This is a genomic window from Nocardioides panacisoli (genome assembly GCF_019448235.1).
Lineage (GTDB): Bacteria > Actinomycetota > Actinomycetes > Propionibacteriales > Nocardioidaceae > Nocardioides > Nocardioides panacisoli_A.
This window is the reverse complement of sequence record NZ_CP080409.1, coordinates 1,849,664-1,871,276: the sequence shown is the minus strand read 5'-3', so window position 1 is coordinate 1,871,276 and position 21,613 is coordinate 1,849,664. Positions and strand designations below refer to the sequence as shown.

Below are 21,613 nucleotides of genomic sequence, written 5' to 3'. Positions count from 1 at the left end.
GACCCGCCGCGAAGTCCTCGAACGCTTCGGTGTGGCCCCTTTCACATTCGGCTCGGACTCGGCAGACTCTGCCTCACTCGATCCAGCAGTTCCGTCTCCCGTGAGGAACGCCGATGAGCACCAGCACCTCCAACGGTGTCAACAGTCCGAGCCGCGCCGACATCAGTGAGAGGTCGCTGCGCAACGACCGGTGGTGGTTGCTGCCCCTGGTCACGTTCGTGGTGTTCGGGGCCTTCGTGGTCTACGCGACGTGGCGGGCGTTCCTCGGCAGCGGCTACTACACGACGCCGTACCTCTCGCCGTTCTACGCGCCCTGCCTGGCGACCAGCTGCCCCGAGTCGGCCTCCGACCTCGGCCAGCCGGTGGGGGACTGGTGGCAGCTCTCCCCGGCGCTGATCATCCTGATCTGGCCGCTGGGGTTCCGGATGACCTGCTACTACTACCGCAAGGCCTACTACCGGGCGTTCTGGCTCTCGCCGCCGGCGTGCGCCGTTGCCGAGCCCCACCGCTCCTACAGCGGCGAGACGCGGTTCCCGCTGATCCTGCAGAACGTGCACCGCTGGTTCTGGTACGTCGCGGTGGTCTTCGCGTTCCTGCTCTCCATCGACGCGATCCGGACCTTCCGCAACGCCGACGGCGAGTGGGGCCACATGGGCCTGGGGTCGGTGCTGTTCGTGGTGAACGCCGTCTACATCTGGCTCTACACGCTCTCGTGCCACTCGTGCCGCCACACCGTGGGCGGTCGGCTGCGGCACTTCTCCAAGCACCCCGTCCGCTACCGGCTCTGGACCTGGGTGTCGCAGCTGAACACCAAGCACTCCCGCTACGCGTGGATCTCGTTGTTCTCCATCGCCCTGGTCGATCTCTACGTCTACCTGCTGGCCACCGACCGCATCAGCGATCTGAGGTTCTTCTGATGGTTTCGACAGGCTCAACCACCGGGGACAGGCATCCGATGACGGGCAACGAGATGTCCGGCGACGCCCGCGGCGGCATCGAACGCCACCGGTACGACGTCATCGTCATCGGCGCCGGGGGCTCCGGCCTGCGCGCCGCCATCGCCGCGCACGAGGCCGGGGCGAGGGTGGCCGTGGTGTGCAAGTCCCTGCTGGGCAAGGCCCACACCGTGATGGCCGAGGGCGGCTGCGCCGCCGCCATGGGCAACCTCTGGCCCGACGACAGCTGGCAGGTGCACTTCCGCGACACCATGCGTGGCGGGAAGATGCTCAACAACTGGCGCATGGCGCAGCTGCACGCGCAGGAGGCCCCGGAACGGGTCATGGAGCTGGAGGACTGGGGGGCGCTGTTCGACCGGACCGAGGACGGGCTGATCAGCCAGCGGGACTTCGGTGGGCACAAGTACGCACGGCTCGCGCACATCGGCGACCGCACCGGGCTGGAGATCATCCGCACCCTGCAGCAGCGGCTGGTCGCGCTCGGCATCGACGTGTTCATGGAGTGCACCGTCACCGACGTGCTCAAGGACCCCTCGACAGGTTCGGGGACCGGGGCGGTCGCGGGCGCCTTCGGGTACTGGCGCGAGACCGGGCGCTTCGTGGTGTTCGAGTCGCCGTCGATCGTGATGGCCACCGGTGGCTTCGGCAAGGCATGGAAGGTCACCTCCAACTCCTGGGAGTACACCGGCGACGGCCACGCGCTCGCGCTGCGCGCGGGCGCGGGCCTGATCAACATGGAGTGCGTCCAGTTCCACCCCACGGGGATGGTGTGGCCGCCGTCGGTCAAGGGTTTGTTGGTCACCGAGTCGGTGCGCGGGGACGGCGGTGTGCTGAAGAACTCCGAGGGCAACCGCTTCATGTTCGACTACATCCCGGAGTACTTCCGGGCGGAGACGGCCGACACCGAGGAGGAGGCCGACCGCTGGTACGACGACAAGGAGAACAACCGTCGGCCACCGGAGCTGCTGCCCCGCGACGAGGTCGCACGGGCCATCAACGCCGAGATCAAGGCAGGTCGCGGGACGCCCCACGGCGGCATCTACCTCGACATCGCCTCGCGGCGTACGCCGGAGTTCATCCGCAAGCGCCTGCCGTCGATGTACCACCAGTTCAAGGAGCTGGCCGACGTCGACATCACCGCCGAGGCGATGGAGATCGGCCCGACGTGCCACTACGCCATGGGTGGGATCGAGGTGGACCCGGAGACCGAGGCGTCGGTGGTCCCGGGCCTGTACGCCGTGGGGGAGTGCTCCGGCGGCATGCACGGCTCCAACCGTCTCGGCGGCAACTCCCTGTCGGACCTGATCGTCTTCGGCAAGCGTGCCGGGGACGCCGCCGCTGCCCACGCAGCCGGCCTGCCGGAGCCTCCGCGCATCAGTGAGGACGACATCGCCGCCGCCCAACGCGACGCCCTGGCGCCCTTCGAGGTGGAGGGTGGGGAGAACCCCTACACGATCCAGCAGGACCTGCAGCAGACGATGAACGACCTGGTCGGGATCATCCGCGAGGGGCCGGAGCTGGAGCAGGCGATCGTCAAGGTCGAGGAGTTCAAGGCCCGCATGGCGCGCATGGCCGTCGAGGGCCACCGGCAGTACAACCCCGGTTGGCACCTGGCGCTGGACCTGCGCAACATGCTCCTGGTGGGCGAATGCGTGGCCAAGGCGGCGCTCGCCCGCAAGGAGTCCCGTGGTGGCCACACTCGCAACGACTATCCCGGCCCGGACCCGGAGTGGGGTGCGAAGAACCTCGTGGTGACGCTCAACAGCACCGGCGACGGCGTGGACCTCGCCGAGAAGTCGCTGCCCGAGATGCCCGACGAGCTGAAGCAGTACTTCGAGGACTAGGAGGCAGCGATGGGCTACGACCTGAGCATGCGCGTGTGGCGCGGCGACCAGTCCGGTGGCGACTTCGGTGACTACACCGTCGAGGTCTCCGAGGGTGAGGTCGTCCTGGACGCGATCCACCGGCTGCAGGCCACCCAGGCCGGCGACCTCGCGGTGCGGTGGAACTGCAAGGCCGGCAAGTGCGGATCCTGCAGCGCCGAGATCAACGGCAAGCCGCGGCTGTTGTGCATGACGCGACTGTCGGACTTCGACCCGAGCGAGACCATCACGGTGACCCCGATGCGGGCGTTCCCGGTGATCCGCGACCTGGTCTGCGACGTCTCCTTCAACTACGAGAAGGCCAAGGAGGTGCCCTCCTTCGCGCCTCCGCCGCGCGACGCCGACGGCAAGCGCCGCATGGCCCAGGTCGACGTCGAGCGGGGCCAGGAGTTCCGCAAGTGCATCGAGTGCTTCCTGTGCCAGGACACCTGCCACGTGGTCCGTGACCACGAGGAGAACAAGCCGGCGTTCTCCGGTCCGCGGTTCTTCCTGCGCTTCGCCGAGCTGGACATGCACCCGTTGGACACCCACGATCGCCGCGAGCTCGCCCAGGGCGCCGGCGGCATCGGGCTCTGCAACATCACCAAGTGCTGCACCGAGGTGTGCCCGGAGGGCATCAAGATCACCGACAACGCCATCATCCCCATGAAGGAGCGCGTGGCGGACAAGAAGTACGACCCGCTGGTCTGGCTCGGCAACAAGATCGGCCTGCGCAACCGCGACTACGACGGTCGCGACTGAGGCGCCGTACGCGGTGGTCGGGAGCGACGGCCGCCCATCGGTGGCGTCGATCGTGCGATCACCGAAGGTTCTTTGACACCGTCTCGTGACCGGCGGGATGCTGGCCCCATGAGGTCCGGGGACGGTGCACGGGAGGGCTCGCTCGAGGACATCGAGGTCAGTGAGCCCAAGGCATGGGCCGCCGGGGTCCCCGGCGTCACGCATGCGTTGAAGTACTCGCTGTCGGAGAACTCCCCGGCCCGTACGGCGCGCACGCTGCTCGGCCTCAACCAGGCCGACGGCATCGACTGCCCCGGCTGCGCGTGGCCCGACCCGAGCCACCGCGCGCTGAACGAGTACTGCGAGAACGGCGCCAAGCACGTCAACGACGAGGCCACGACGCAGCGGGTCACGCCGCAGTTCTTCGCCGAGCACTCCGTCGCCGACCTGGACGGCCGCAGCGACCAGTGGCTCAATCAGCAGGGCCGGCTCACCGAGCCGATGGTCAAGCGCCCCGGTGGGAGCCACTACGAGCCCATCGGCTGGGACGAGGCCCTCGACCTGGTCGCTGACGAGCTGCGCGGCCTGGACTCCCCGGACGAGTCGATCTTCTACACCTCCGGCCGGCTGAACAACGAGGCGGCGTTCCTGCTGCAGCTGTTCGTCCGCGCCTACGGCACCAACAACCTCCCCGACTGCTCCAACATGTGTCACGAGTCGAGCGGGTCTGCCCTCGGGCAGACGCTGGGAGTCGGCAAGGGCAACGTCTCCCTCGACGACATCCACCAGGCCGACCTGGTCTTCGTGGTGGGGCAGAACCCCGGCAGCAACCACCCGCGGATGCTGTCGGCACTGGAGGAGACCAAGCGCAACGGCGGCCGCATCATCGCCGTCAACCCACTGCGCGAGGCCGGGCTGCTCCGGTTCAAGAACCCCCAGAAGCCCCGCGGCGTGATCGGACGCGGCACCGAGATCGCCGACCAGTTCCTCCAGGTCCGTGCCGGCGGTGACCTCGCGCTGTTCCAGGCGCTCAACCGCCTGCTGCTCGAGGCCGAGGACGCCAACCCCGGCACCGTGCTCGACCACGACTTCATCGCCGAGCACACCACGGGCTTCGAGGAGTTCGCCGCGCAGGTCCGCGACGTCTCCTGGGACGACGTCCTCTCCGCCACCGGGCTCACGCGGGAGGAGATCGAGGAGGCCCACCGCGCGGTGCTGGGCAGCAAGCGGATCATCGTGTGCTGGGCCATGGGTCTGACCCAGCACCGGCACGGCGTGCCGACCATCCGCGAGATCGTGAACTTCCTCCTGCTGCGCGGCGACCTCGGCCGTGACGGCGCAGGTGTCTGCCCGGTGCGCGGCCACAGCAACGTCCAGGGCGATCGCACCATGGGCATCTGGGAGCGGATGCCGGACGCGTTCCTCGACCGGCTGGCCGAGGAGTTCCAGTTCTCGCCCCCGCGCGAGCACGGCGTCGACTCGGTCGCCGCCGTCCGTGCCCTGCGCGACGACCGCGCCAAGGTCTTCGTCGGCGTCGCCGGCAACTTCGTGCGGGCGATGTCCGACAGCGACGTCACCGAGGACGCGCTGCGCCGGTGCCGGCTCACCGTGCAGATCTCGACGAAGCTGAACCGGTCCCACACGGTGTGCGGGGAGACCGCCCTGATCCTCCCGACGCTGGGTCGCAGCGACAAGGACGTGCAGGCGACCGGCGAGCAGTTCGTGACGGTGGAGGACTCCATGAGCGAGATCCATGCGTCGCGCGGGCCGCTCGCGCCGGCCTCACCCGCCCTGCTCAGCGAGGTGTCGATCATCTCCCGCCTCGCCCGGCGCACGCTGGGGGAGAGCGGTCCGCCGATCCCGTGGCAGGAGTTCGAGGACGACTACGGACTCATCCGCGATCGCATCGCGCGGGTCGTGCCGGGTTTCGAGCGTTTCAACGAGCGCATCGGCAAGGGTTTCCGGCTCCCCAACCCGATCAACGCCCGCACCTATCCGACCGAGAGCGGCCGGGCGATGTTCTCGTGCAACGACTTCGTCGACCTCACGCCGCCGCCGGGTCACTTGGTGCTGCAGTCCCTGCGCTCCCACGACCAGTGGAACACCATCCCCTACGCACCCGATGACCGCTACCGGGGCATCCGGGGCGGGCGCCGCATCGTGCTGGTGAACGCCGCCGACCTGGCCGACCTGCAGGTCGCCGACTCGTCCGTGGTCGACCTGGTGAGCGTGTGGCACGACGGCGTCGAGCGTCGCGCACCCGGCTTCCGCGTCGTGGCCTACCCGACGGCTCGCGGGTCCGCGGCGGCGTACTACCCCGAGACCAACGTGCTGGTGCCGCTCGACAGCGTCGCGGAGACCAGCAACACGCCCACCTCCAAGGGGGTCGTGGTCCGCCTCGAGCCCGCAGGGAGCGGCGCCCCCGGCTCCGGGAGTGACTGACCCGTGGGTCGCGTGACCGACCGCCGGCCGGTGGTGCGGGTGCGGGACGGGGCCGTGACCAGGCGCCCGGACACCCTCACCGTCGAGGAGCCGATGGAGCTCCGCCTCGACGGGCGCGCCCTGACGGTGACGATGCGCACGCCCGGGCACGACTTCGACCTGGCCGTGGGGTTCCTGGTCAGCGAGGGCGTGGTCGGCTCCGCGGAGGAGGTCGCCTCGATCCGGTACTGCGCCGGCGCGACCGAGGACGGGTCGAACACCTACAACATCGTCGAGGTGGGCCTCGCGCCCGGCGTCGCCGTGCCCGACCTCGCGCTGGAGCGCAACTTCTACACGACCTCCTCGTGCGGGTTGTGCGGCAAGGCCAGCCTGGAGGCGGTGCGGACCTCGACGCGGTGGGGGGTGGCCGAGGACCCGTTGCGGGTCACGACGGCAACGCTGGCCGAGCTGCCGGACCGGCTGCGCGAGGCGCAGAAGGTCTTCGAGAGCACCGGCGGCCTCCACGCGGCCGGGCTCTTCAGTGCCGACGGCGAGCCCATCCACGTCCGGGAGGACGTCGGACGGCACAACGCCGTCGACAAGGTGATCGGCGCCGCCCTCAGCGAGGGGCGGCTCCCGCTGCGGGAGACCATCCTGATGGTCAGTGGGCGTGCGTCCTTCGAGCTGGTCCAGAAGGCGGTGATGGCCGGGATCCCGATGCTCACCGCCGTCTCGGCCCCCTCGTCGCTGGCCGTGGACCTTGCGCGTGAGCAGGGGCTGAGCCTGGTGGGGTTCCTGCGCGGGGCGTCGATGAACCTCTACAGCGCGACCGAGCGGGTCGTCACTCCCTGACGACCCGCTCGGTCCTTGCGCTTGCCCGGAGGCCCCGGGTCAGCCCGTGAAGAGCTGGGCGGCGGCCTGGATCGCGTTGTAGAGCCCGTAGGCCAACGGGATGCTGACCAGCGCCCACGAGATGGCGATCCGTGCGGTGTGGTCGGACTGGTGCTCTGCCTGCATGTGCGGGTCCTCTCGTTCCAGTCGGGCTCAGCGGGCGGTGCCCGCGGCCTCGACGACGTCCTCGGGCTCGTGGAAGCGCTCCGCCACGGGCTTGATGAGCAGGTTGGCCACGAAGCCGACGGCCAGGATGGCGACCATGATCAGGATCGGGCTGCGGTAGTCGCCGGCCAGCAGCGCGCCGGGCTCCTTGCCCTGCGCGTCGAGGATCGCGTTGATGATCAACGGTCCCGCCACGCCGGCCGCGGACCACGCGGTCAGCAGCCGGCCGTGGATCGCGCCGACTTGGAAGGTGCCGAACAGGTCGCGCAGGTAGGCGGGCACCGTGGCGAAGCCGCCACCGTAGAAGGAGATGATCAGGAACATCAGTGCCACGAAGACGGCCGTCGAGCTGCTGCCGATCGCGGAGACGCCGAAGAACAGCAGCATCCCCCCGCCGAGGTACATCAGATAGGTCATCTTGCGGCCGATGTAGTCCGACACCGAGGACCACACGAAGCGGCCGCCCATGTTGCCCAGCGACAGCAGGCCGACGAAGCCGGCGGCGGTGCCGGCAGCGACGGCGGAGTCACCGGTGGTGGCATCGCGGAAGAAGTCCCGCAGCATCGGCTGGGCGTTCTCCAGGATGCCGATGCCGGCGGTGACGTTGCAGAACAGCACGATCCACACCAGCCAGAACTGCGGCGTACGGATCGAGTTGGCCGCCGAGACGTGCGCCCGGGTGACCATCTTCTTCTGCGTGGCCGCCTCGGGGTCGTAGCCCGCCGGGGCCCATCCGGGCGCCGGCACCCTCACGGTGAAGACACCGAACATCATGAAGGCGAAGTAGACGATGCCGAGCGTGACGAAGAGCTTCATCACCGCGTCGCCGCCGAACTCGCTGCCCCCGAAGGCGACCAGCAGCTCCTGGGACAGGGGCGAGGCGACCATCGCGCCACCGCCGAAGCCCATGATCGCCATGCCGGTGGCAAGGCCCGGGCGGTCGGGGAACCACTTGATCAACGTGGAGACGGGCGAGATGTAGCCCAGCCCCAACCCGATTCCTCCGAGTACGCCGTAGCCCAGGTAGACGATCCACAGCTGTCCCAGCTGGATCCCGAGGGCGGCGACGAGGAAGCCGGCGCCCCAGCAGCAGGCGGCGGTGAACATGGTGCGCCGCGGGCCGACCCGGTCCACCCAGGTGCCGAACAGCGCGGCGGAGACGCCGAGCACCACGATGGCGACGGAGAAGATGTAGCCGACGGCGGTGAGGCTGGTGTCGAAGTGCTCGACCAGGGCGATCTTGTACACGCTGGTCGCGTACACCTGACCGATGCACAGGTGGATGGCCAGGGCCGCCGGTGGGATCAGCCAGCGGCTGTAGCCCGGGGGTGCGACCGAGTGCTCACGATCGAGGAAGTTCAGCGCTGACACTCCGAGTGCCTCCAGAAGTCGAGATCCGAGGGGCTGTGCGTGACGTCACAGCCGACCTGCTGACGGTAGGGAGGCGACCTGAGTCAGGTCAAAGTTCAATTCTCGATCGGTTGATCGGCCGCTGTTATCGCCGCAGGCACCTCGCGGCGCAGCGTGGCGATGAGCGTGGCGGGGATGTCGACCTCTGCGGCGGTCGCGAGCAGGGCTCGGGCCAGCAGCGAGTCGCGGTCGTGGCGTGGCAGCACGAGCCCGACCTGGTGGCTGCGGGCAGCCGGTGCCAACGGCACGGCGCGAGTGCCGGGCGGGAGCCCGAAGGCGTGCAGCCACGCGTGCGGGATGATGCTCGACAGGCCCATCGAGGTGACGTGGGAGTACAGCGCCGAGACGGTGTCGGTCTCGAGCACCGGTGCGACCGATGCGCCCGCCTCGGCGAAGTTGCGCTCGAGGATGCGCCGGTTCTGCATCACCGGCAGCAGCAGGCACAGCGGCGTCCCGGCCGCCTCGGCCCACCCGACCTCGGCCCGGTCGGCCAGGGCGCCGTCGTCGGGTGTGAGGAAGAGGTAGCGCTCGCGGTAGAGCGGCACGACCCGCACCCCGCCCAGGGGCTCGCCGTCGACGTAGGTCATGCCGACCTCGATGTCGTAGTCGTTGAGCCGTTCGACGATCTCGCGCGAGGACATCGACGCCAGGTGGAAGCGGACGCCGGGGTACCGCTCCCGCATCGGTGTCGTCAGCAGCGGCGCGAGGGTCAGCGCGGTCGGGATCGCCCCGATCCGGAGCATGCCGGACAGGCCCCCGCGCATCTGGCTCAGCGTGCGGTCGAGGTCCTCGCGTTCGGCGAGGATGCGCAGCGCCCACGACAGCACGGCCTCGCCCTCGGCGGTGAACCCCTCGAAACGCTGGCTGCGCTGGACGATCTGGACGTCGAGCTCCGCCTCGAGCTTGCGGATGCCGGCGGAGAGGGCCGGTTGCGACACGTGGCACGCGACCGCCGCGCGACCGAAGTGCTGCTCACGAGCCAGCGAGGTGAGGTACTCCAACTGGCGCAGCAGCATGCGTCATGCCTACCACTGTGCCGGTCGCCGACGGCCCGGCGCCTCGGTGCGCTCAGGCGGCGGCCCGGTGCAGGGCGGGGTAGTGGTCGGCGATCAGCTCGTCGACCGCGTCGGTCCACGTGCGCAGCTTGGACTGCACGCGCGCCTGGCGCCCCAGCAGGTCCCGCTGCGGGTCGGCAACCACGGCCTGCACCGCGCGCCGCAGGTCGCCCCGTGAGCCGGGCGCGTGGAACATGCCGGTCTCCAGGTGGCGGACGACGTCCAGGGCTCCACCCGACCGTGCGGCGACCACCGGTACGCCGGCAGCCCCGGCCTCCCGCATCGCGTGGCAGCAGGTCTCGTGCTCCCCGGGGTGGACCACGACGTCGAGCGTGGCCATCGCGATCGTGAGGTCGCCGGTCTGCAGCGGACCGGTGAACTTCGCGTCGGGCAGGCGCTTGGCGAGCCAGTCCCGTTCGGGGCCGTCGCCGATGACCACGGGGCGGATGCCGTCGATGTCGGCGAGTGCGGCCAGCTGGCGGACACCGTGGCGCTTGTGGAGGCTGCCGACGTACCCGACGACCACGCGGGGGCCGTGCTTGGACTTGGCCTTGGACCAGGAGTTGTAGAGCCACTCGTCGCGCAGCGTCGGCGTGAACGCGACCGGATCCACGCCCGGTGCCCACAACTCGGCCTCGACCCCGAGCTCGGCGGCGCGCTCGACCATCCACGACGCGGTGACGAGCAGCCGGTCTGCGCGGTCGGCGACCTTGGCGCGCCAGTAGTCGGCGGCGAGGTCGAGCACCGGGGACTGCTCGATGACGATCGTCGGGGTACCCGTGCGCCGGGCGTGCTTGAGCGCCTTGCGCCCCACGAACCGGGGGGAGGTCGCCTGCACCAGGTCGGGTGCGAACTCGTCCAGGGCGGCACGCACCTGGTGGCCGGTCGGCTCGAGCGGCCTGACGCGGACCACGTCGCAGCCGCGGTAGGTGCCCAGGCCCGGTCCCGGCGCGATGATCCGCACGGCGTGGCCGAGGTCGACCAAGCGGTCGGCGGTGGCCTTCAGGGTGGTCGTGGTGGAATCCACGGCCGGGTAGAACGTCTCGGTGACCAGCGCGATCCTCATGGGCCCACCGTCGCGCCACGACATGGCGGGTCCTCCACGTCCGGGTGTCCGGCGAGCGAACGGTGGGCGTCCCTGCCCTGCAGGCGGATCGGCGCGCCGGATGCTCAGGTGGCGGATCCCGGACCGGGACCCCGAGCGGCGCCCTCTATCCTGCGGAGCATGACCGGTGGCACAGACGCGACACACCTCGCCCTTGCCGACACGGAGGACCAGCACGGTCGCGCGGAGTGGGAAGCCGCCGCTGCCGATGCACTCCGCAAGGCCCGGCGGCTGGGCGAGGACGACCCCGACTCCCGTGCGTGGGCGGAGCTGACCCACACCACGCTGGACGGCATCGACCTCAGCCCACTCGGCACGCCGGGCCTGGTCGAGGACCTGCAGACGGCCGGACGCCCCACCCGTGCCGGCGCGTGGGACATCCGCGTGATGACCGCCGGCACCGACCCCGCCGCGGCCAACGAGGCGGCGCTGGTCGACCTCGACGGCGGCGTCTCGTCGCTGTGGGTCGCCACCGCCGACGGCTCCGAGCTCGCCAGGGTCCTGACCGGCGTGCTGCTCGACCTCGCGCCGGTCGTGCTCGACGCCGAGGACCCGCGCGCTGCTGCCACCGCCCTTCTCGACGTCGCGGAAGAGCACGGCCAGGACCTCCACGCCGACAGCAACCTGGGCGCCGACCCGGTCGCGCGCGCCGTGCGGGCGGGAGCGGTTCCCGACGACTCCGCAGCAGACGTCGTGGCCACGGCCGAGCTCGCCCGCAAGGCCGGCATCCGCGGTGTCGTGGTGGACGCCACGGCCGTGCACGACCTCGGCGCCTCCGACGCCCAGGAGCTCGGCTACGCGCTCGCGGTCGCCGCGACGTACCTCCGTGCCCTGACCGGGGCCGGGGTCCCGCTCGAGGAGGCGGCCGGGCTGGTCGAGTTCCGGTTCGCCGCCACCGACGAGCAGTTCCCCACCATCGCCAAGCTCCGGGCCGCCCGCCGCCTGTGGGCACGGATGCTCGAGCTCAGCGGAGCCGACGCCGACCACGCCATCGCGCAGCACCAGCACGCGGTCACGAGCCGCCCGATGATGACGCGCTACGACCCCTACGTGAACATGCTGCGCGGCACCGTCGCCGCCTTCGCCGCCGGTGTCGGCGGCGCGGACGCCGTCACGGTGCTGCCCTTCGACAGCACCCTCGGCCAGCCGGACGCCTTCGGTCGTCGCATCGCCCGCAACGTCTCCCACCTCCTGATCGAGGAGTCCCACCTCGCCGCGGTGGCGGATCCGGCCGGCGGGTCCTACGCCGTGGAGCGACTCACCGACGACCTCGCCGCCGCCGGGTGGGCCGAGCTCGACCGGATCGAGGCGGCCGGCGGTATCGGGGCCGCGCTCGCGGACGGCTCGTTGCGATCGCGCATCGACGCGGTCGTGGCGGAGCGGGAGACCGCGATCGCCCGCCGCCAGCGACCCCTCACCGGTCTCACCGAGTTCCCGGCGCTGGGCGAGGACCTGCCGCAGCGCACCGGCGATCCCGCCGTGGGCGACGTACGCGCCTACGGCGCTGCGTTCGAGGAGCTGCGCGACACCCCGCCGGACCAGCACGTCTTCCTCGCCACGCTGGGCACCATCGCCCAGCACACCGCCCGGGCGACGTTCGCGACCAACCTGCTCGCGGCGGGCGGCATCGCCGTCGACGTCGCCGGCGCGACCGACGGCGTCGACGCCCTCGTCGCGGCGTACGACGGCCAGCCCGTCGTGTGCCTGGCGGGTGCCGACACCACGTATGAGGAGTGGGGCGCGGAGGCCGCGGCGGCGCTGCGCGAGGCGGGTGCCCGCCGCGTCATCGTCGCCGGGAAGCCGGCCGACCACGCCGACGACAACTGTGCCCTGGGGATCGATGCGCTCGACTTCCTGCGCCGGACGAGAGAGGTGCTCTCATGAGCGTTCCGAAGAGCTTCGCCGGACTGCCACTGAGCCCGGAGGCGGGGGAGGCCCCCGACATCACGCCGACGCCGCCGGTCGGCGAGGGGTGGCAGGCCCCCGAGGGCATCGAGATCAAGCCCTCCTACGGTGCCGAGGACCTCGAGGGCCTGGACGCCCTGGACACCTACCCGGGGCTCAGCCCGTTCCTGCGTGGTCCCTACCCGACGATGTACACCACGCGTCCGTGGACGGTGCGCCAGTACGCCGGCTTCTCGACCGCCGAGGAGTCCAACGCCTTCTACCGGCGCAATCTCGCCGCCGGCCAGAAGGGCCTCTCGGTCGCCTTCGACCTGGCCACGCACCGCGGCTACGACTCCGACCACCCGCGGGTGCGCGGGGACGTGGGCATGGCCGGCGTCGCCATCGACTCGATCTATGACACCCGGACGCTCTTCGACGGCATCCCGCTGGACCAGATGAGCGTCTCGATGACGATGAACGGTGCCGTGCTGCCGGTGCTGGCGCTCTACATCGCCGCCGCCGAGGAGCAGGGGGTGAAGCCGGAGCAGCTCTCGGGGACCATCCAGAACGACATCCTCAAGGAGTTCATGGTCCGCAACACCTACATCTACCCGCCGGCGCCGAGCATGCGGATCATCTCCGACATCTTCGCCTACACCAGCCAGCGGATGCCGCGGTTCAACTCCATCTCCATCTCCGGCTACCACATGCAGGAGGCGGGGGCGACCGCCGACCTCGAGCTCGCCTACACCCTCGCCGACGGCGTGGAGTACATCCGTGCGGGCCTCGACTCGGGGCTGACCATCGACCAGTTCGCGCCGCGGCTGAGCTTCTTCTGGGCGATCGGCATGAACTTCTACATGGAGGTCGCCAAGATGCGCGCGGCCCGCGCGCTCTGGAGCCGGCTGGTCCGCCAGTTCGACCCCCAGAACCCCAAGAGCCTGAGCCTGCGCACCCACAGCCAGACCTCGGGGTGGTCGTTGGCCGCGCAGGACCCGTTCAACAACGTCGCGCGCACGTGCATCGAGGCGATGGCGGCGACGCAGGGCCACACCCAGTCGCTGCACACCAACGCGCTGGACGAGGCGATCGCGCTGCCGACCGACTTCTCCGCGCGCATCGCCCGCAACACCCAGCTGTTGCTGCAGCAGGAGAGCGGTACGACGCACTCGATCGACCCGTGGGCCGGTTCCTACTACGTCGAGCGCCTCACCCATGAGCTCGCCGAGAAGGCCTGGGCCCACATCACCGAGGCCGAGGAGGCCGGCGGCATGGCCGCCGCGATCGAGCAGGGCATCCCCAAGATGCGCATCGAGGAGGCGGCCGCGCGGACGCAGGCGCGCATCGACTCCGGTGCCCAGACCGTGGTGGGCGTCAACACCTACCGGCTGCAGGCCGAGGACAAGCTCGATGTGCTGCGCGTGGACAACGACGACGTCTACCGCCAGCAGATCGCCAAGCTGGAGCGGCTGCGCGCCGAGCGGGACGACGAGGCCCTGCGCAGCTCGCTCGAAGCGCTCACCAACGCCGCCGAGGCCGGGGCGTCGCAGGGCGGCTCCCTGGAGGGCAACCTGCTCGACCTGGCCGTCGACGCCGCCCGCAACAAGGCCACGGTCGGTGAGATCTCCGAGGCGATGGAGAAGGTCTACGGCCGGCACCAGGCCGTGATCCGTACGATTTCCGGCGTGTACCGCGACGAAGCCGCCGCCTCCTCCGACGGCGAGGGCCCCAGCCAGCTCGACCGGGTGCGGCAGTCCACCGACGAGTTCGCCGAGGCCGAGGGCCGCCGGCCCCGCATCCTGGTCGCCAAGATGGGGCAGGACGGCCACGACCGCGGCCAGAAGGTCGTCGTGTCCGCGTTCGCCGACATGGGCTTCGACGTCGACGTGGGGCCGCTGTTCTCCACGCCCGAGGAGGTGGCCCAGCAGGCCATCGACGCCGACGTGCACCTCGTCGGGGTCTCCTCGCTCGCGGCGGGCCACCTCTCGCTCCTCCCGGCGCTGAAGGCCGCGCTGGCCGAGCACGGTCGCGAGGACATCCAGGTGGTCATCGGCGGGGTCATCCCGCCCGATGACGTCCCGACGCTGAAGGAGATGGGTGCCGCGGCGGTGTTCCTGCCGGGCACGGTGATCGCCGAGTCCGCACTCGACCTGCTCGCTGCGCTGCGCGACCAGCTCGGGCACTGATGGCACAGTCGCTCGACCAGCTCCTCGAGGGGATCCGGGCCGGCCGACGTGCCCAGGTGTCGCAGGCCATCACCCTGGTGGAGTCGACCAGCGTCCGGCACCGTGAGGGTGCCCGCGACCTGCTCGGGGCACTCGCGGAGGACGCCCCTGCGACGCCTGCGGTCCGCGTCGGCATCTCCGGCGTGCCCGGCGTGGGCAAGTCCACCTTCATCGAGGCGCTCGGTAGCCAGCTGACCGAGGCCGGCCACCGCGTCGGCGTCCTCGCGGTGGATCCCTCCAGTGTGCGCACGGGAGGCTCCGTGCTCGGTGACAAGACCCGGATGTCCCAGCTCGCCGCCAACCCGGACGCCTTCATCCGTCCCAGTCCCTCGGCCGGCACCCTCGGCGGCGTCGCCCGGGCGACGGTGCAGGCGATGACGGTGCTCGAGGCCGCCGGGTACGACGCCGTCCTGGTCGAGACCGTCGGTGTGGGCCAGTCGGAGGTCACCGTCGCGAAGATGGTGGACACCTTCTTGTTCCTCACCCTGGCCCGCACCGGTGACCAGCTCCAAGGCATCAAGAAGGGCATCCTGGAGATCGCCGACGTGATCGCGGTCAACAAGGCCGACGGCGATCGCGAGCGCGAGGCCCGCGGCGCCGCGCGGGAGCTGGCCGGCGCGCTGCGGCTCGTGCGCGGACAGGCCGAGGACTGGGCGCCCCCGGTCGTGACCTGCTCCAGCCTCCACCGCACCGGCGTCGACGACGTGTGGCAGCGGGTGCTCGCCCACCGCGAACACCTGGGCGCCGACGGCCTGGCGGCCAAGCGGGCCGACCAGCAGAACGACTTCACCTGGGCCCTGGTGCGTGACGAGCTGGACCAGCGGCTGCGGGAGTCGGCCGCGGTCCGGGCGGTGCGCGAGGAGGTGCGCGCAGCCCTGCTGTCGGGGGAGCTGACGGCACCGTTGGCCGCCGACCGCATCCTCGCCGCCTGGGACGGCGAGCACGGCGCGGCGGACTGACCGGCCGGTCCTCAGCCCTTGGTGTAGGGCGTGTTCAGCGCCGACGGCGGTCGGGAGTGCCCGACCAGCCCGGCCACGGCGAAGATCGTCACCACGTAGGGCAGCATCAGCATGAACTGGCTGGGCACCGGGGAGCCGAGCACCGACAGCACGCCCTGCAGGTTCGAGGCGAACCCGAACAGCAGTGCGGCGAGTGTGGCGCGGATGGGGTCCCACTTGCCGAAGATCATCGCCGCCAGCGCGATGAAGCCCGCGCCGCCGGTCATCTCGCGGTTGAACTGCGAGACCGCGACCAGGGTGTACGTCGCACCGCCGATGCCGGACAGCACTCCTGCGAGCAGCAGGGTGCGGTAGCGGGTCGCGAGGACCTTCACGCCGACGGTGTCGGCCGCCTTCGGGTGCTCCCCGACCGCGCGCACGCGCAGGCCCCACTTGCTGCGGTAGAGCGCCCACGCGATGAGCGGGACGGCGGCGTACATCAGGTAGACCAGCAGGGTCTGGCGGAAGAAGATCGGCCCGACCAGCGGGATGTCGCCCAGCAGCGGGATCGGCATCCGCGGGAAGCGGGGCGGGGAGTTCAGTGTCGCGGAGTTGGGGGCAAGCACCTGGGTGAAGAGGAAGCTGGTGAGCCCGATGACCAGCACGTTGAGCACGACGCCGACGATGATCTGGTCCACGCCATAACTGACCGAGAACACGGCCAGCACGAGCGCGATCGCCATGCCGGCCACCATCGCCGCCGCCAGGCCCGCGAGCAGGCCGGACCAGCGGGGGAGGGTCTCGCTGCCGGTGCCGAGTGCCTGGGTCACCGCCGAGCCGGCCAGCGCTGCGGCGAACGCGCCGAACAGGAGCTGGCTGTCGATGGCGATGTTGATGACGCCGGAGCGCTCGCCCAGCACGCCGCACAGCGCACCGAAGACCAGCGGGATGGCCAGCGCGAGGGCGCCACCGAGCAGGCCGACCACGGGCAGCGTGCCGCCGGCGGCCGCCCAGGTGAGGAAGGCGAGCATGCCCACCACGGCGTAGGCGACGACCAGCCACAACGGCGTACGCCGCTTGGCGACCAGCAGCGCGACCGACCAGGCCGTCGCGGCCGCGAGCAGGCCGACCAGGAGCCACGAGGTCGGCATCGTCGGGACGGTGACGGCGGGGATCTCGAACAGGTCCGTGCGCGTCGCGAGGCGGAAGGTGGTCTCCTGCCCGGCGTGGGAGCTGAGCACCAACAGCAGCGCGAGCAGGCCGGTGATCACCCCGAGCGCGATCGGGGTCTTGGGCGCCACCACCGGCGCCGTGCCGATGGCCGGGGTGCGGCTCGGCTCGAGGGGGGACTCCAGCGCGCTCACGCGGTTGCCTCCTTCGTGGGCAGCCGGAACATCGCTCGTACCAGCGGCGGGGCGGCGATGAACAGGACGATCAGGGACTGCACGACCAGGACGATGTCGACGGGGATGCCCTCGGAGGCCTGCATGGCGAAGCCACCGGCCTTGAAGGCGCCGAAGAGGATCCCGGCCGCGAGGATCCCGATGGGCCGCGAGCGACCCAGCAGTGCGACGGTGATCGCGTCGAAGCCGATGCCGGCGTCGAGGTCGACGGTGACGCCACTGGTGACGGTGCCGAGGACCTGGTTGACCCCGGCGAGCCCCACCAGGCCACCGGCGATCAGCATGACGGTGACGTAGGCGCGGCCCACGTCGATGCCGGCGGCGCGCGCTGCGTGGGGGTTCTCGCCCACCGCACGGAGCCGGAAGCCGAGCGCCGAACGGTTCAGCAGCCACCACACGAGCGCCACGGAGACGAGGGCGAGCAGGAAGCCGAGGTGGAGGTTGAACCGGTCGCCGAGCAACTGGGGGAGGACGGCGGTCTCGGGCATCGGGAGTGACTTCGGGTTCACCGTCCCCGGGGCCTGCAGGAGCGCCTGCTCGGAGAGGATGAAGAACACCAGGTAGAACGCGACGTAGTTGAGCATGATCGTGACGATCACCTCGTGGGCGCCGGTGCGGGCCTTGAGCAGACCGGCGATGCCGCCCCACAGGGCGCCACCGACGATGCCGGCGGCCACGGCGACGACGAGGTGGATGCCGACCGGCAGGTCGATCCCGACGGCGACCCAGCCGGCGGCGGCGCCACCGATGAGCATCTGGCCGCGGCCACCGATGTTGAGCAGTCCGGTGCGGAAGGCCAGTCCGACGCCGAGTCCGGCCACGACCAGCGGGCCGGCGAACTTCAGGGTCTCGGTGAGCGGTCGGATGGCGCCGGCGAAGTCATTGGCGCGGGAGTTGTAGATCGATCCCCGGAACAACGCGGAGTAGGCGCCGGAGATCGCATCCCACGCCGCGGTGATCAGGTCCATCGGGCGGGCGGCGAAGTACCCGGCCGCGTCGCGGACGCCCTGGTCGGTGAGGATGATCATCAGCGAGCCGACGGCGACCGCGAGGACGAAGGCGAGGGCGACGACCACGGCGTTGCCCATGGCGATCTCGCGCACCAGGCGGTGCATCCGGTCCGGCGGGGGTGGGTCCTGCTGCTCGGTCGCGTTCTCGGTCGCGGTGTCGTCGTTGCTCATGCCACGCCCTTCGGTCGCTCGCCGGTCATCATCAGGCCCAGCGTCTCGCGCGGGGTGTCGGCCGGCACGATGCCCACGACGCGGCCGCGGTAGAGCACCATGATCCGGTCGGCCAGGGCCTCGACCTCGTCCAGTTCGGTCGACACCACCAGCACCGGGATGCCGCTGTCGCGGGCGGCGACGATCTGCTGGTGGATGAACTCGATCGATCCCACGTCGACGCCGCGCGTGGGCTGGGCGGCGACCAGCAGGCGCAGGTCGCGCGAGAGCTCGCGCGCCACCACGACCTTCTGCTGGTTGCCGCCGGAGAGTTGGTCGGCCCGTGCCTGGATGCTCGGGCCGCGGACGTCGTAGGCCCGGAAGCGGTCCTCGGCGAACTCGGTGAGGGTCCCCAGCTGCAGCGACCCGCCGCGCACGAACGGCGCGCCGTGGCTGCGGTTGAGCATGAGGTTCTCCGCGATCGTGAAGCTCCCCACCAGGCCGTCGACCTGGCGGTCCTCGGGGATGAAGCCGACCCCGGCGTCGAGGACCTGGCGCACCGACTTGCCGACCAGCTCCTGGCCGTTGAGCCGGATCGAACCCGAGACGTGCTGCTCGAGGCCCAGGAGCGCCTCGGTGAGCTCGGTCTGGCCGTTGCCCTGGACCCCGGCCACCGCGAGGATCTCCCCGCTGCGGATCGAGAAGTTGATGCCGTCGACGTGGATCTGCGCATCCGCGTCGGTGACCCGGAGGTCCTCCACCGTCAGCGCGTCCTCACCGGCCTTGGCCGGCTCCTTGGCGACGGTGAGCTCGACGGGGCGACCGACCATCATCGCGGCCAGCTCGGCGCTCGACGCGGTGGGCTCGGCCTCGCCGACCACCTTGCCGTGCCGGATGACGGTGATCCGGTCGGCGACCTCGCGCACCTCGCGGAGCTTGTGGGTGATGAAGACGATGGCGGTCCCGGCGTCGCGCAGCTGGCGCATGATGGCCATCAGCTCGTCGGTCTCCTGCGGCGTCAGTACGGCGGTGGGCTCGTCGAAGACGAGCACCTGGGCGTCACGGGAGAGCGCCTTGATGATCTCGACGCGCTGCTGCACGCCGACCGGCAGCTGCTCCACGACGCGGTCGGGGTCGACGTCGAACCCGAACCGGTCGGAGATCTCGCGCACCCGGTCCCGGGCCGCGTCGACGTCCAGGCTGCCACCGAAGCCGGTGGCCTCGTGACCGAGCATCACGTTCTCGGCCACGCTGAAGACGGGCACGAGCATGAAGTGCTGGTGCACCATGCCGATCCCGGCGGCCATCGCATCGCCGGGGCCGTCGAAGTGCTGCTCCTCGCCGTCGATGAGGATCTGGCCCTCCTCGGCGTGGTACAGGCCGTAGAGGACGTTCATCAGCGTCGACTTGCCGGCGCCGTTCTCGCCGAGCAGGCAGTGGATCTCGCCGGGTTCGACGGTCAGCGAGATCCGGTCGTTGGCGACCAGGGTCCCGAACCGTTTGGTGATGTCGCGGAGTTCGAGCGTCATGGGCCCTCGGATGGTCTCGGCGGGTCGGAGGTCGTTGGACGTGGTTCTGGGGAGGCCGGCCGTGCCGACCTCCCCAGAATCAGATCACATCACTCGCCGAGGTAGGAGTCCACCTCGATGGAGCCGTCCATGATGCCCTCGCGGACGGTGTCGAGCTCGTCCTGGAGGGAGTCGGACACCTGGCCCTCGAAGTTGTGGAACGGGGCGATGCCGACGCCGTCGTTCTCCAGGGTGCCGACGTAGGGCGCGTAGTCCATCTCACCGCTCGCGGCCGACATGACGGCGTCCTCGGTGGAGACGTCCATCTTCTTCAGCACCGAGGTCAGCACGACGTCCTGGGTGTTGGGGTCGGTCTCGTAGAGGTCGGCGTCCACACCGATCAGCGCGATGTCCTTGCCGGAGTCGTCGATCGCGGTCAGTGCACCCTGGTAGATCGGGCCACCGACGGGCATGATCACGTCGACGTCCTGGTCGAGGACCTGCTTGGCGGTCGTGGTCGCGGCCTGGTTGGCCTCGAAGCCACCGGTGAAGGAGCCGTTCTCGCCGTCCCAGCCGACGACCTTGACGTCCTTGCCCTTCTCGGAGTTGTAGTACTCCACGCCCTGGGCGAAGCCGTCCATGAAGATGGTCACGGTCGGGAACGGCTGGCCGCCGTAGGTGCCGACCTTGCCGGTCTTGGTGTAGTCGGCCGCGACGTAGCCGGCGAGGAACGCGGCCTGGGCGGTGTTGTAGAGCAGCGGCTTGATGTTGGGCTCGTCGGCCTCGCCGTCGAAGGTCTCGCCGTCGTCGCCGCCGTCGGCGGCGTCGTCGATGAGGATGTAGGCGGTCTCCGGGTTGGCGGCCGCGGCCTCCTTCGTCGCGGCGGCGAGCGCGAACCCGACCGTGACGATGGCGTCGCAGCCCTCGGAGGCGAGGCTGGACAGGTTCGGTCCGTAGTCGTTCTCGCTGTTGGACTCCACCGCGTTCACCTCGGCACCGAGCTCGTCGGCCGCCGACTGGACGCCCTCGAAGCTGAGCTGGTTGAACGACTTGTCGTCGAAACCGCCGGAGTCGGACACGATGCAGGGGAGGAAGTCGGTCGACGCACCGCTGTCGCCGCTCTCCTCCGGTGCCTCACCGCAGGCCACCAGGGCGGTGGCAGCCAGTAGGGCCACGGTGCCGGCTGCTGCCGACCTCGTCGTCTTCTTCACGTCAGGACCTCCGTGTGGGTTCGCGCGCCGTCGGTCCGAGCCGCCGGCGCCCCGAGTTCGTTGTTGGTGCTCGGCATGATCCCGTGTCACGCCCGGCGGGGAAAGCCGAATCGCGCATCGGTTATCGAGTTGGAATGTAGTCGGCCGTGAGCCTCGGGGAGGGGAGATCGCCGGTGCCGGTCCGTCCGTGTCCCCACCGCCTCCCCGCGGCGTCGCTGCGTCTTGCCCGGGAGTGGATGGGGCTGCAAGTCTTGCGCCCATCATGGAGACCCACACGACCGCGCCGGACGCGGGATGGAGCCCGCTGCGCGAGGCGGCCACGGCCGCGATGCGACGGGCATACGCGCCGTACTCGGAGTTCGCCGTCGGTGCCGCTGCGCTCGTGGACGACGGTCGCGTCGTGACCGGCTGCAACGTCGAGAACGCGGCGTACGGCGTCGGCCTCTGCGCCGAGTGCGGGCTGGTGAGCCAGCTCTACGTGACCGGTGGCGGACGCTTGACCCACTTCGTGTGCGTCGACGGGCGCGGTGAACTGCTGATGCCCTGCGGCCGCTGCCGCCAGTTGCTGTGGGAACACGGCGGACCGGACCTGGTGGTCCTCACGCCCGCTGGAGCACGGCCGATGCGTGAGGTGCTGCCTGACGCCTTCGGCCCCGACGACCTGGAAGGGTGAGA

Annotated in this window: 16 protein-coding genes and 1 pseudogene; 9 read left to right on the top strand and 8 right to left on the bottom strand. The window is 70.7% G+C overall.

All coding sequences use genetic code 11. The annotated features are described in order from the left end of the window. Window positions 1-113: 113 nt before the first annotated feature. The 5 genes from KUV85_RS09170 (at window position 114) to fdhD (ending at window position 6,832) form a co-directional block, all read left to right on the top strand. A complete protein-coding gene (locus tag KUV85_RS09170) occupies window positions 114-917 on the top strand; it encodes a hypothetical protein (RefSeq protein ID WP_219959584.1) in 804 nt (267 codons plus the stop codon). Between the two features lie 38 nt (window positions 918-955). Continuing rightward, complete coding sequence (locus KUV85_RS09165) at window positions 956-2,800, top strand: fumarate reductase/succinate dehydrogenase flavoprotein subunit (RefSeq protein WP_219959583.1); 1,845 nt, start codon at window positions 956-958, stop codon at window positions 2,798-2,800. 9 nt (window positions 2,801-2,809) lie between these two features. Next, the gene (locus KUV85_RS09160) at window positions 2,810-3,580 is read left to right on the top strand and encodes a succinate dehydrogenase/fumarate reductase iron-sulfur subunit (RefSeq protein WP_219959582.1); all 771 of its coding nucleotides are present in this window, start codon (window positions 2,810-2,812) and stop codon (window positions 3,578-3,580) included. Window positions 3,581-3,688: 108 nt separating this feature from the next. After that, the gene (locus KUV85_RS09155; RefSeq protein WP_219959581.1) at window positions 3,689-6,001 is read left to right on the top strand and encodes an FdhF/YdeP family oxidoreductase; all 2,313 of its coding nucleotides are present in this window, start codon (window positions 3,689-3,691) and stop codon (window positions 5,999-6,001) included. 3 nt (window positions 6,002-6,004) lie between these two features. Next, window positions 6,005-6,832, top strand: coding sequence for a formate dehydrogenase accessory sulfurtransferase FdhD (gene fdhD, locus KUV85_RS09150; protein ID WP_219959580.1), 828 nt, complete (start codon window positions 6,005-6,007; stop codon window positions 6,830-6,832). A 39-nt stretch (window positions 6,833-6,871) separates the two neighbouring features. Here fdhD and KUV85_RS17630 read toward each other — a convergent pair whose 3' ends face one another. From KUV85_RS17630 to KUV85_RS09135, 4 genes are all read right to left on the bottom strand, one after another. Next, window positions 6,872-6,997, bottom strand: a complete 126-nt coding sequence (locus KUV85_RS17630; protein WP_273543983.1) for an MFS transporter small subunit — start codon at window positions 6,995-6,997, stop codon at window positions 6,872-6,874. A gap of 27 nt (window positions 6,998-7,024) precedes the next feature. Then, entirely contained in the window at window positions 7,025-8,407 is a 1,383-nt protein-coding gene (locus KUV85_RS09145) for an OFA family MFS transporter (protein ID WP_219959579.1), read from the bottom strand. A gap of 95 nt (window positions 8,408-8,502) precedes the next feature. After that, entirely contained in the window at window positions 8,503-9,462 is a 960-nt protein-coding gene (locus KUV85_RS09140; protein ID WP_219959578.1) for a LysR family transcriptional regulator, read from the bottom strand. Window positions 9,463-9,514: 52 nt separating this feature from the next. After that, complete coding sequence (locus KUV85_RS09135) at window positions 9,515-10,567, bottom strand: glycosyltransferase (RefSeq protein ID WP_219959577.1); 1,053 nt, start codon at window positions 10,565-10,567, stop codon at window positions 9,515-9,517. Window positions 10,568-10,726: 159 nt separating this feature from the next. Between KUV85_RS09135 and KUV85_RS09130 the strand changes: the two genes are divergently transcribed. The 3 genes and pseudogenes from KUV85_RS09130 (at window position 10,727) to meaB (ending at window position 15,677) form a co-directional block, all read left to right on the top strand. Beyond that, window positions 10,727-12,490: a methylmalonyl-CoA mutase family protein gene (locus KUV85_RS09130; RefSeq protein WP_219959576.1), complete on the top strand. Its 1,764-nt coding sequence runs from the start codon at window positions 10,727-10,729 to the stop codon at window positions 12,488-12,490. Between the two features lie 83 nt (window positions 12,491-12,573). Continuing rightward, window positions 12,574-14,679, top strand: a pseudogene (gene scpA / locus KUV85_RS09125) (methylmalonyl-CoA mutase); the annotation flags it as partial. Beyond that, on the top strand, window positions 14,679-15,677 hold the full coding sequence (meaB, locus tag KUV85_RS09120; protein WP_219959574.1) for a methylmalonyl Co-A mutase-associated GTPase MeaB: 999 nt from the start codon (window positions 14,679-14,681) through the stop codon (window positions 15,675-15,677). The pseudogene scpA and the gene meaB, both read left to right, overlap by 1 nt. A gap of 11 nt (window positions 15,678-15,688) precedes the next feature. Here meaB and KUV85_RS09115 read toward each other — a convergent pair whose 3' ends face one another. The 4 genes from KUV85_RS09115 to KUV85_RS09100 form a co-directional block, all read right to left on the bottom strand. Beyond that, window positions 15,689-17,020 (bottom strand): ABC transporter permease, encoded by a 1,332-nt coding sequence (locus KUV85_RS09115; RefSeq protein WP_219959573.1) that lies wholly within the window; start codon window positions 17,018-17,020, stop codon window positions 15,689-15,691. After that, on the bottom strand, window positions 17,017-18,240 hold the full coding sequence (locus tag KUV85_RS09110; RefSeq protein WP_219959572.1) for an ABC transporter permease: 1,224 nt from the start codon (window positions 18,238-18,240) through the stop codon (window positions 17,017-17,019). Before KUV85_RS09110 ends, KUV85_RS09115 begins: the two co-directional genes overlap by 4 nt. Then, the gene (locus tag KUV85_RS09105) at window positions 18,237-19,748 is read right to left on the bottom strand and encodes an ABC transporter ATP-binding protein (protein WP_219959571.1); all 1,512 of its coding nucleotides are present in this window, start codon (window positions 19,746-19,748) and stop codon (window positions 18,237-18,239) included. The genes KUV85_RS09110 and KUV85_RS09105 overlap by 4 nt, the downstream gene beginning before the upstream one ends. A gap of 89 nt (window positions 19,749-19,837) precedes the next feature. Next, window positions 19,838-20,938 (bottom strand): BMP family lipoprotein, encoded by a 1,101-nt coding sequence (locus KUV85_RS09100; RefSeq protein WP_219959570.1) that lies wholly within the window; start codon window positions 20,936-20,938, stop codon window positions 19,838-19,840. Window positions 20,939-21,200: 262 nt separating this feature from the next. Here KUV85_RS09100 and KUV85_RS09095 point away from each other — a divergent pair, with 262 nt between their 5' ends. Next, on the top strand, window positions 21,201-21,611 hold the full coding sequence (locus tag KUV85_RS09095; RefSeq protein WP_219959569.1) for a cytidine deaminase: 411 nt from the start codon (window positions 21,201-21,203) through the stop codon (window positions 21,609-21,611). Window positions 21,612-21,613 lie beyond the last annotated feature (2 nt).

What these genes read in the sequence shown, in the direction of transcription:
- KUV85_RS09170 (WP_219959584.1), top strand. Translation starts at nt 114, where the DNA reads ATGAGCACCAGCACCTCCAACGGTGTCAACAGTCCGAGCCGCGCCGAC.
- KUV85_RS09165 (WP_219959583.1), top strand. Translation starts at nt 956, where the DNA reads ATGACGGGCAACGAGATGTCCGGCGACGCCCGCGGCGGCATCGAACGC.
- KUV85_RS09160 (WP_219959582.1), top strand. Translation starts at nt 2,810, where the DNA reads ATGGGCTACGACCTGAGCATGCGCGTGTGGCGCGGCGACCAGTCCGGT.
- KUV85_RS09155 (WP_219959581.1), top strand. Translation starts at nt 3,689, where the DNA reads ATGAGGTCCGGGGACGGTGCACGGGAGGGCTCGCTCGAGGACATCGAG.
- KUV85_RS17630 (WP_273543983.1), bottom strand. Translation starts at nt 6,997, where the DNA reads ATGCAGGCAGAGCACCAGTCCGACCACACCGCACGGATCGCCATCTCG.
- KUV85_RS09140 (WP_219959578.1), bottom strand. Translation starts at nt 9,462, where the DNA reads ATGCTGCTGCGCCAGTTGGAGTACCTCACCTCGCTGGCTCGTGAGCAG.
- KUV85_RS09135 (WP_219959577.1), bottom strand. Translation starts at nt 10,567, where the DNA reads ATGAGGATCGCGCTGGTCACCGAGACGTTCTACCCGGCCGTGGATTCC.
- KUV85_RS09130 (WP_219959576.1), top strand. Translation starts at nt 10,727, where the DNA reads ATGACCGGTGGCACAGACGCGACACACCTCGCCCTTGCCGACACGGAG.
- meaB (WP_219959574.1), top strand. Translation starts at nt 14,679, where the DNA reads ATGGCACAGTCGCTCGACCAGCTCCTCGAGGGGATCCGGGCCGGCCGA.
- KUV85_RS09110 (WP_219959572.1), bottom strand. Translation starts at nt 18,240, where the DNA reads ATGAGCAACGACGACACCGCGACCGAGAACGCGACCGAGCAGCAGGAC.
- KUV85_RS09105 (WP_219959571.1), bottom strand. Translation starts at nt 19,748, where the DNA reads ATGACGCTCGAACTCCGCGACATCACCAAACGGTTCGGGACCCTGGTC.
- KUV85_RS09095 (WP_219959569.1), top strand. Translation starts at nt 21,201, where the DNA reads ATGGAGACCCACACGACCGCGCCGGACGCGGGATGGAGCCCGCTGCGC.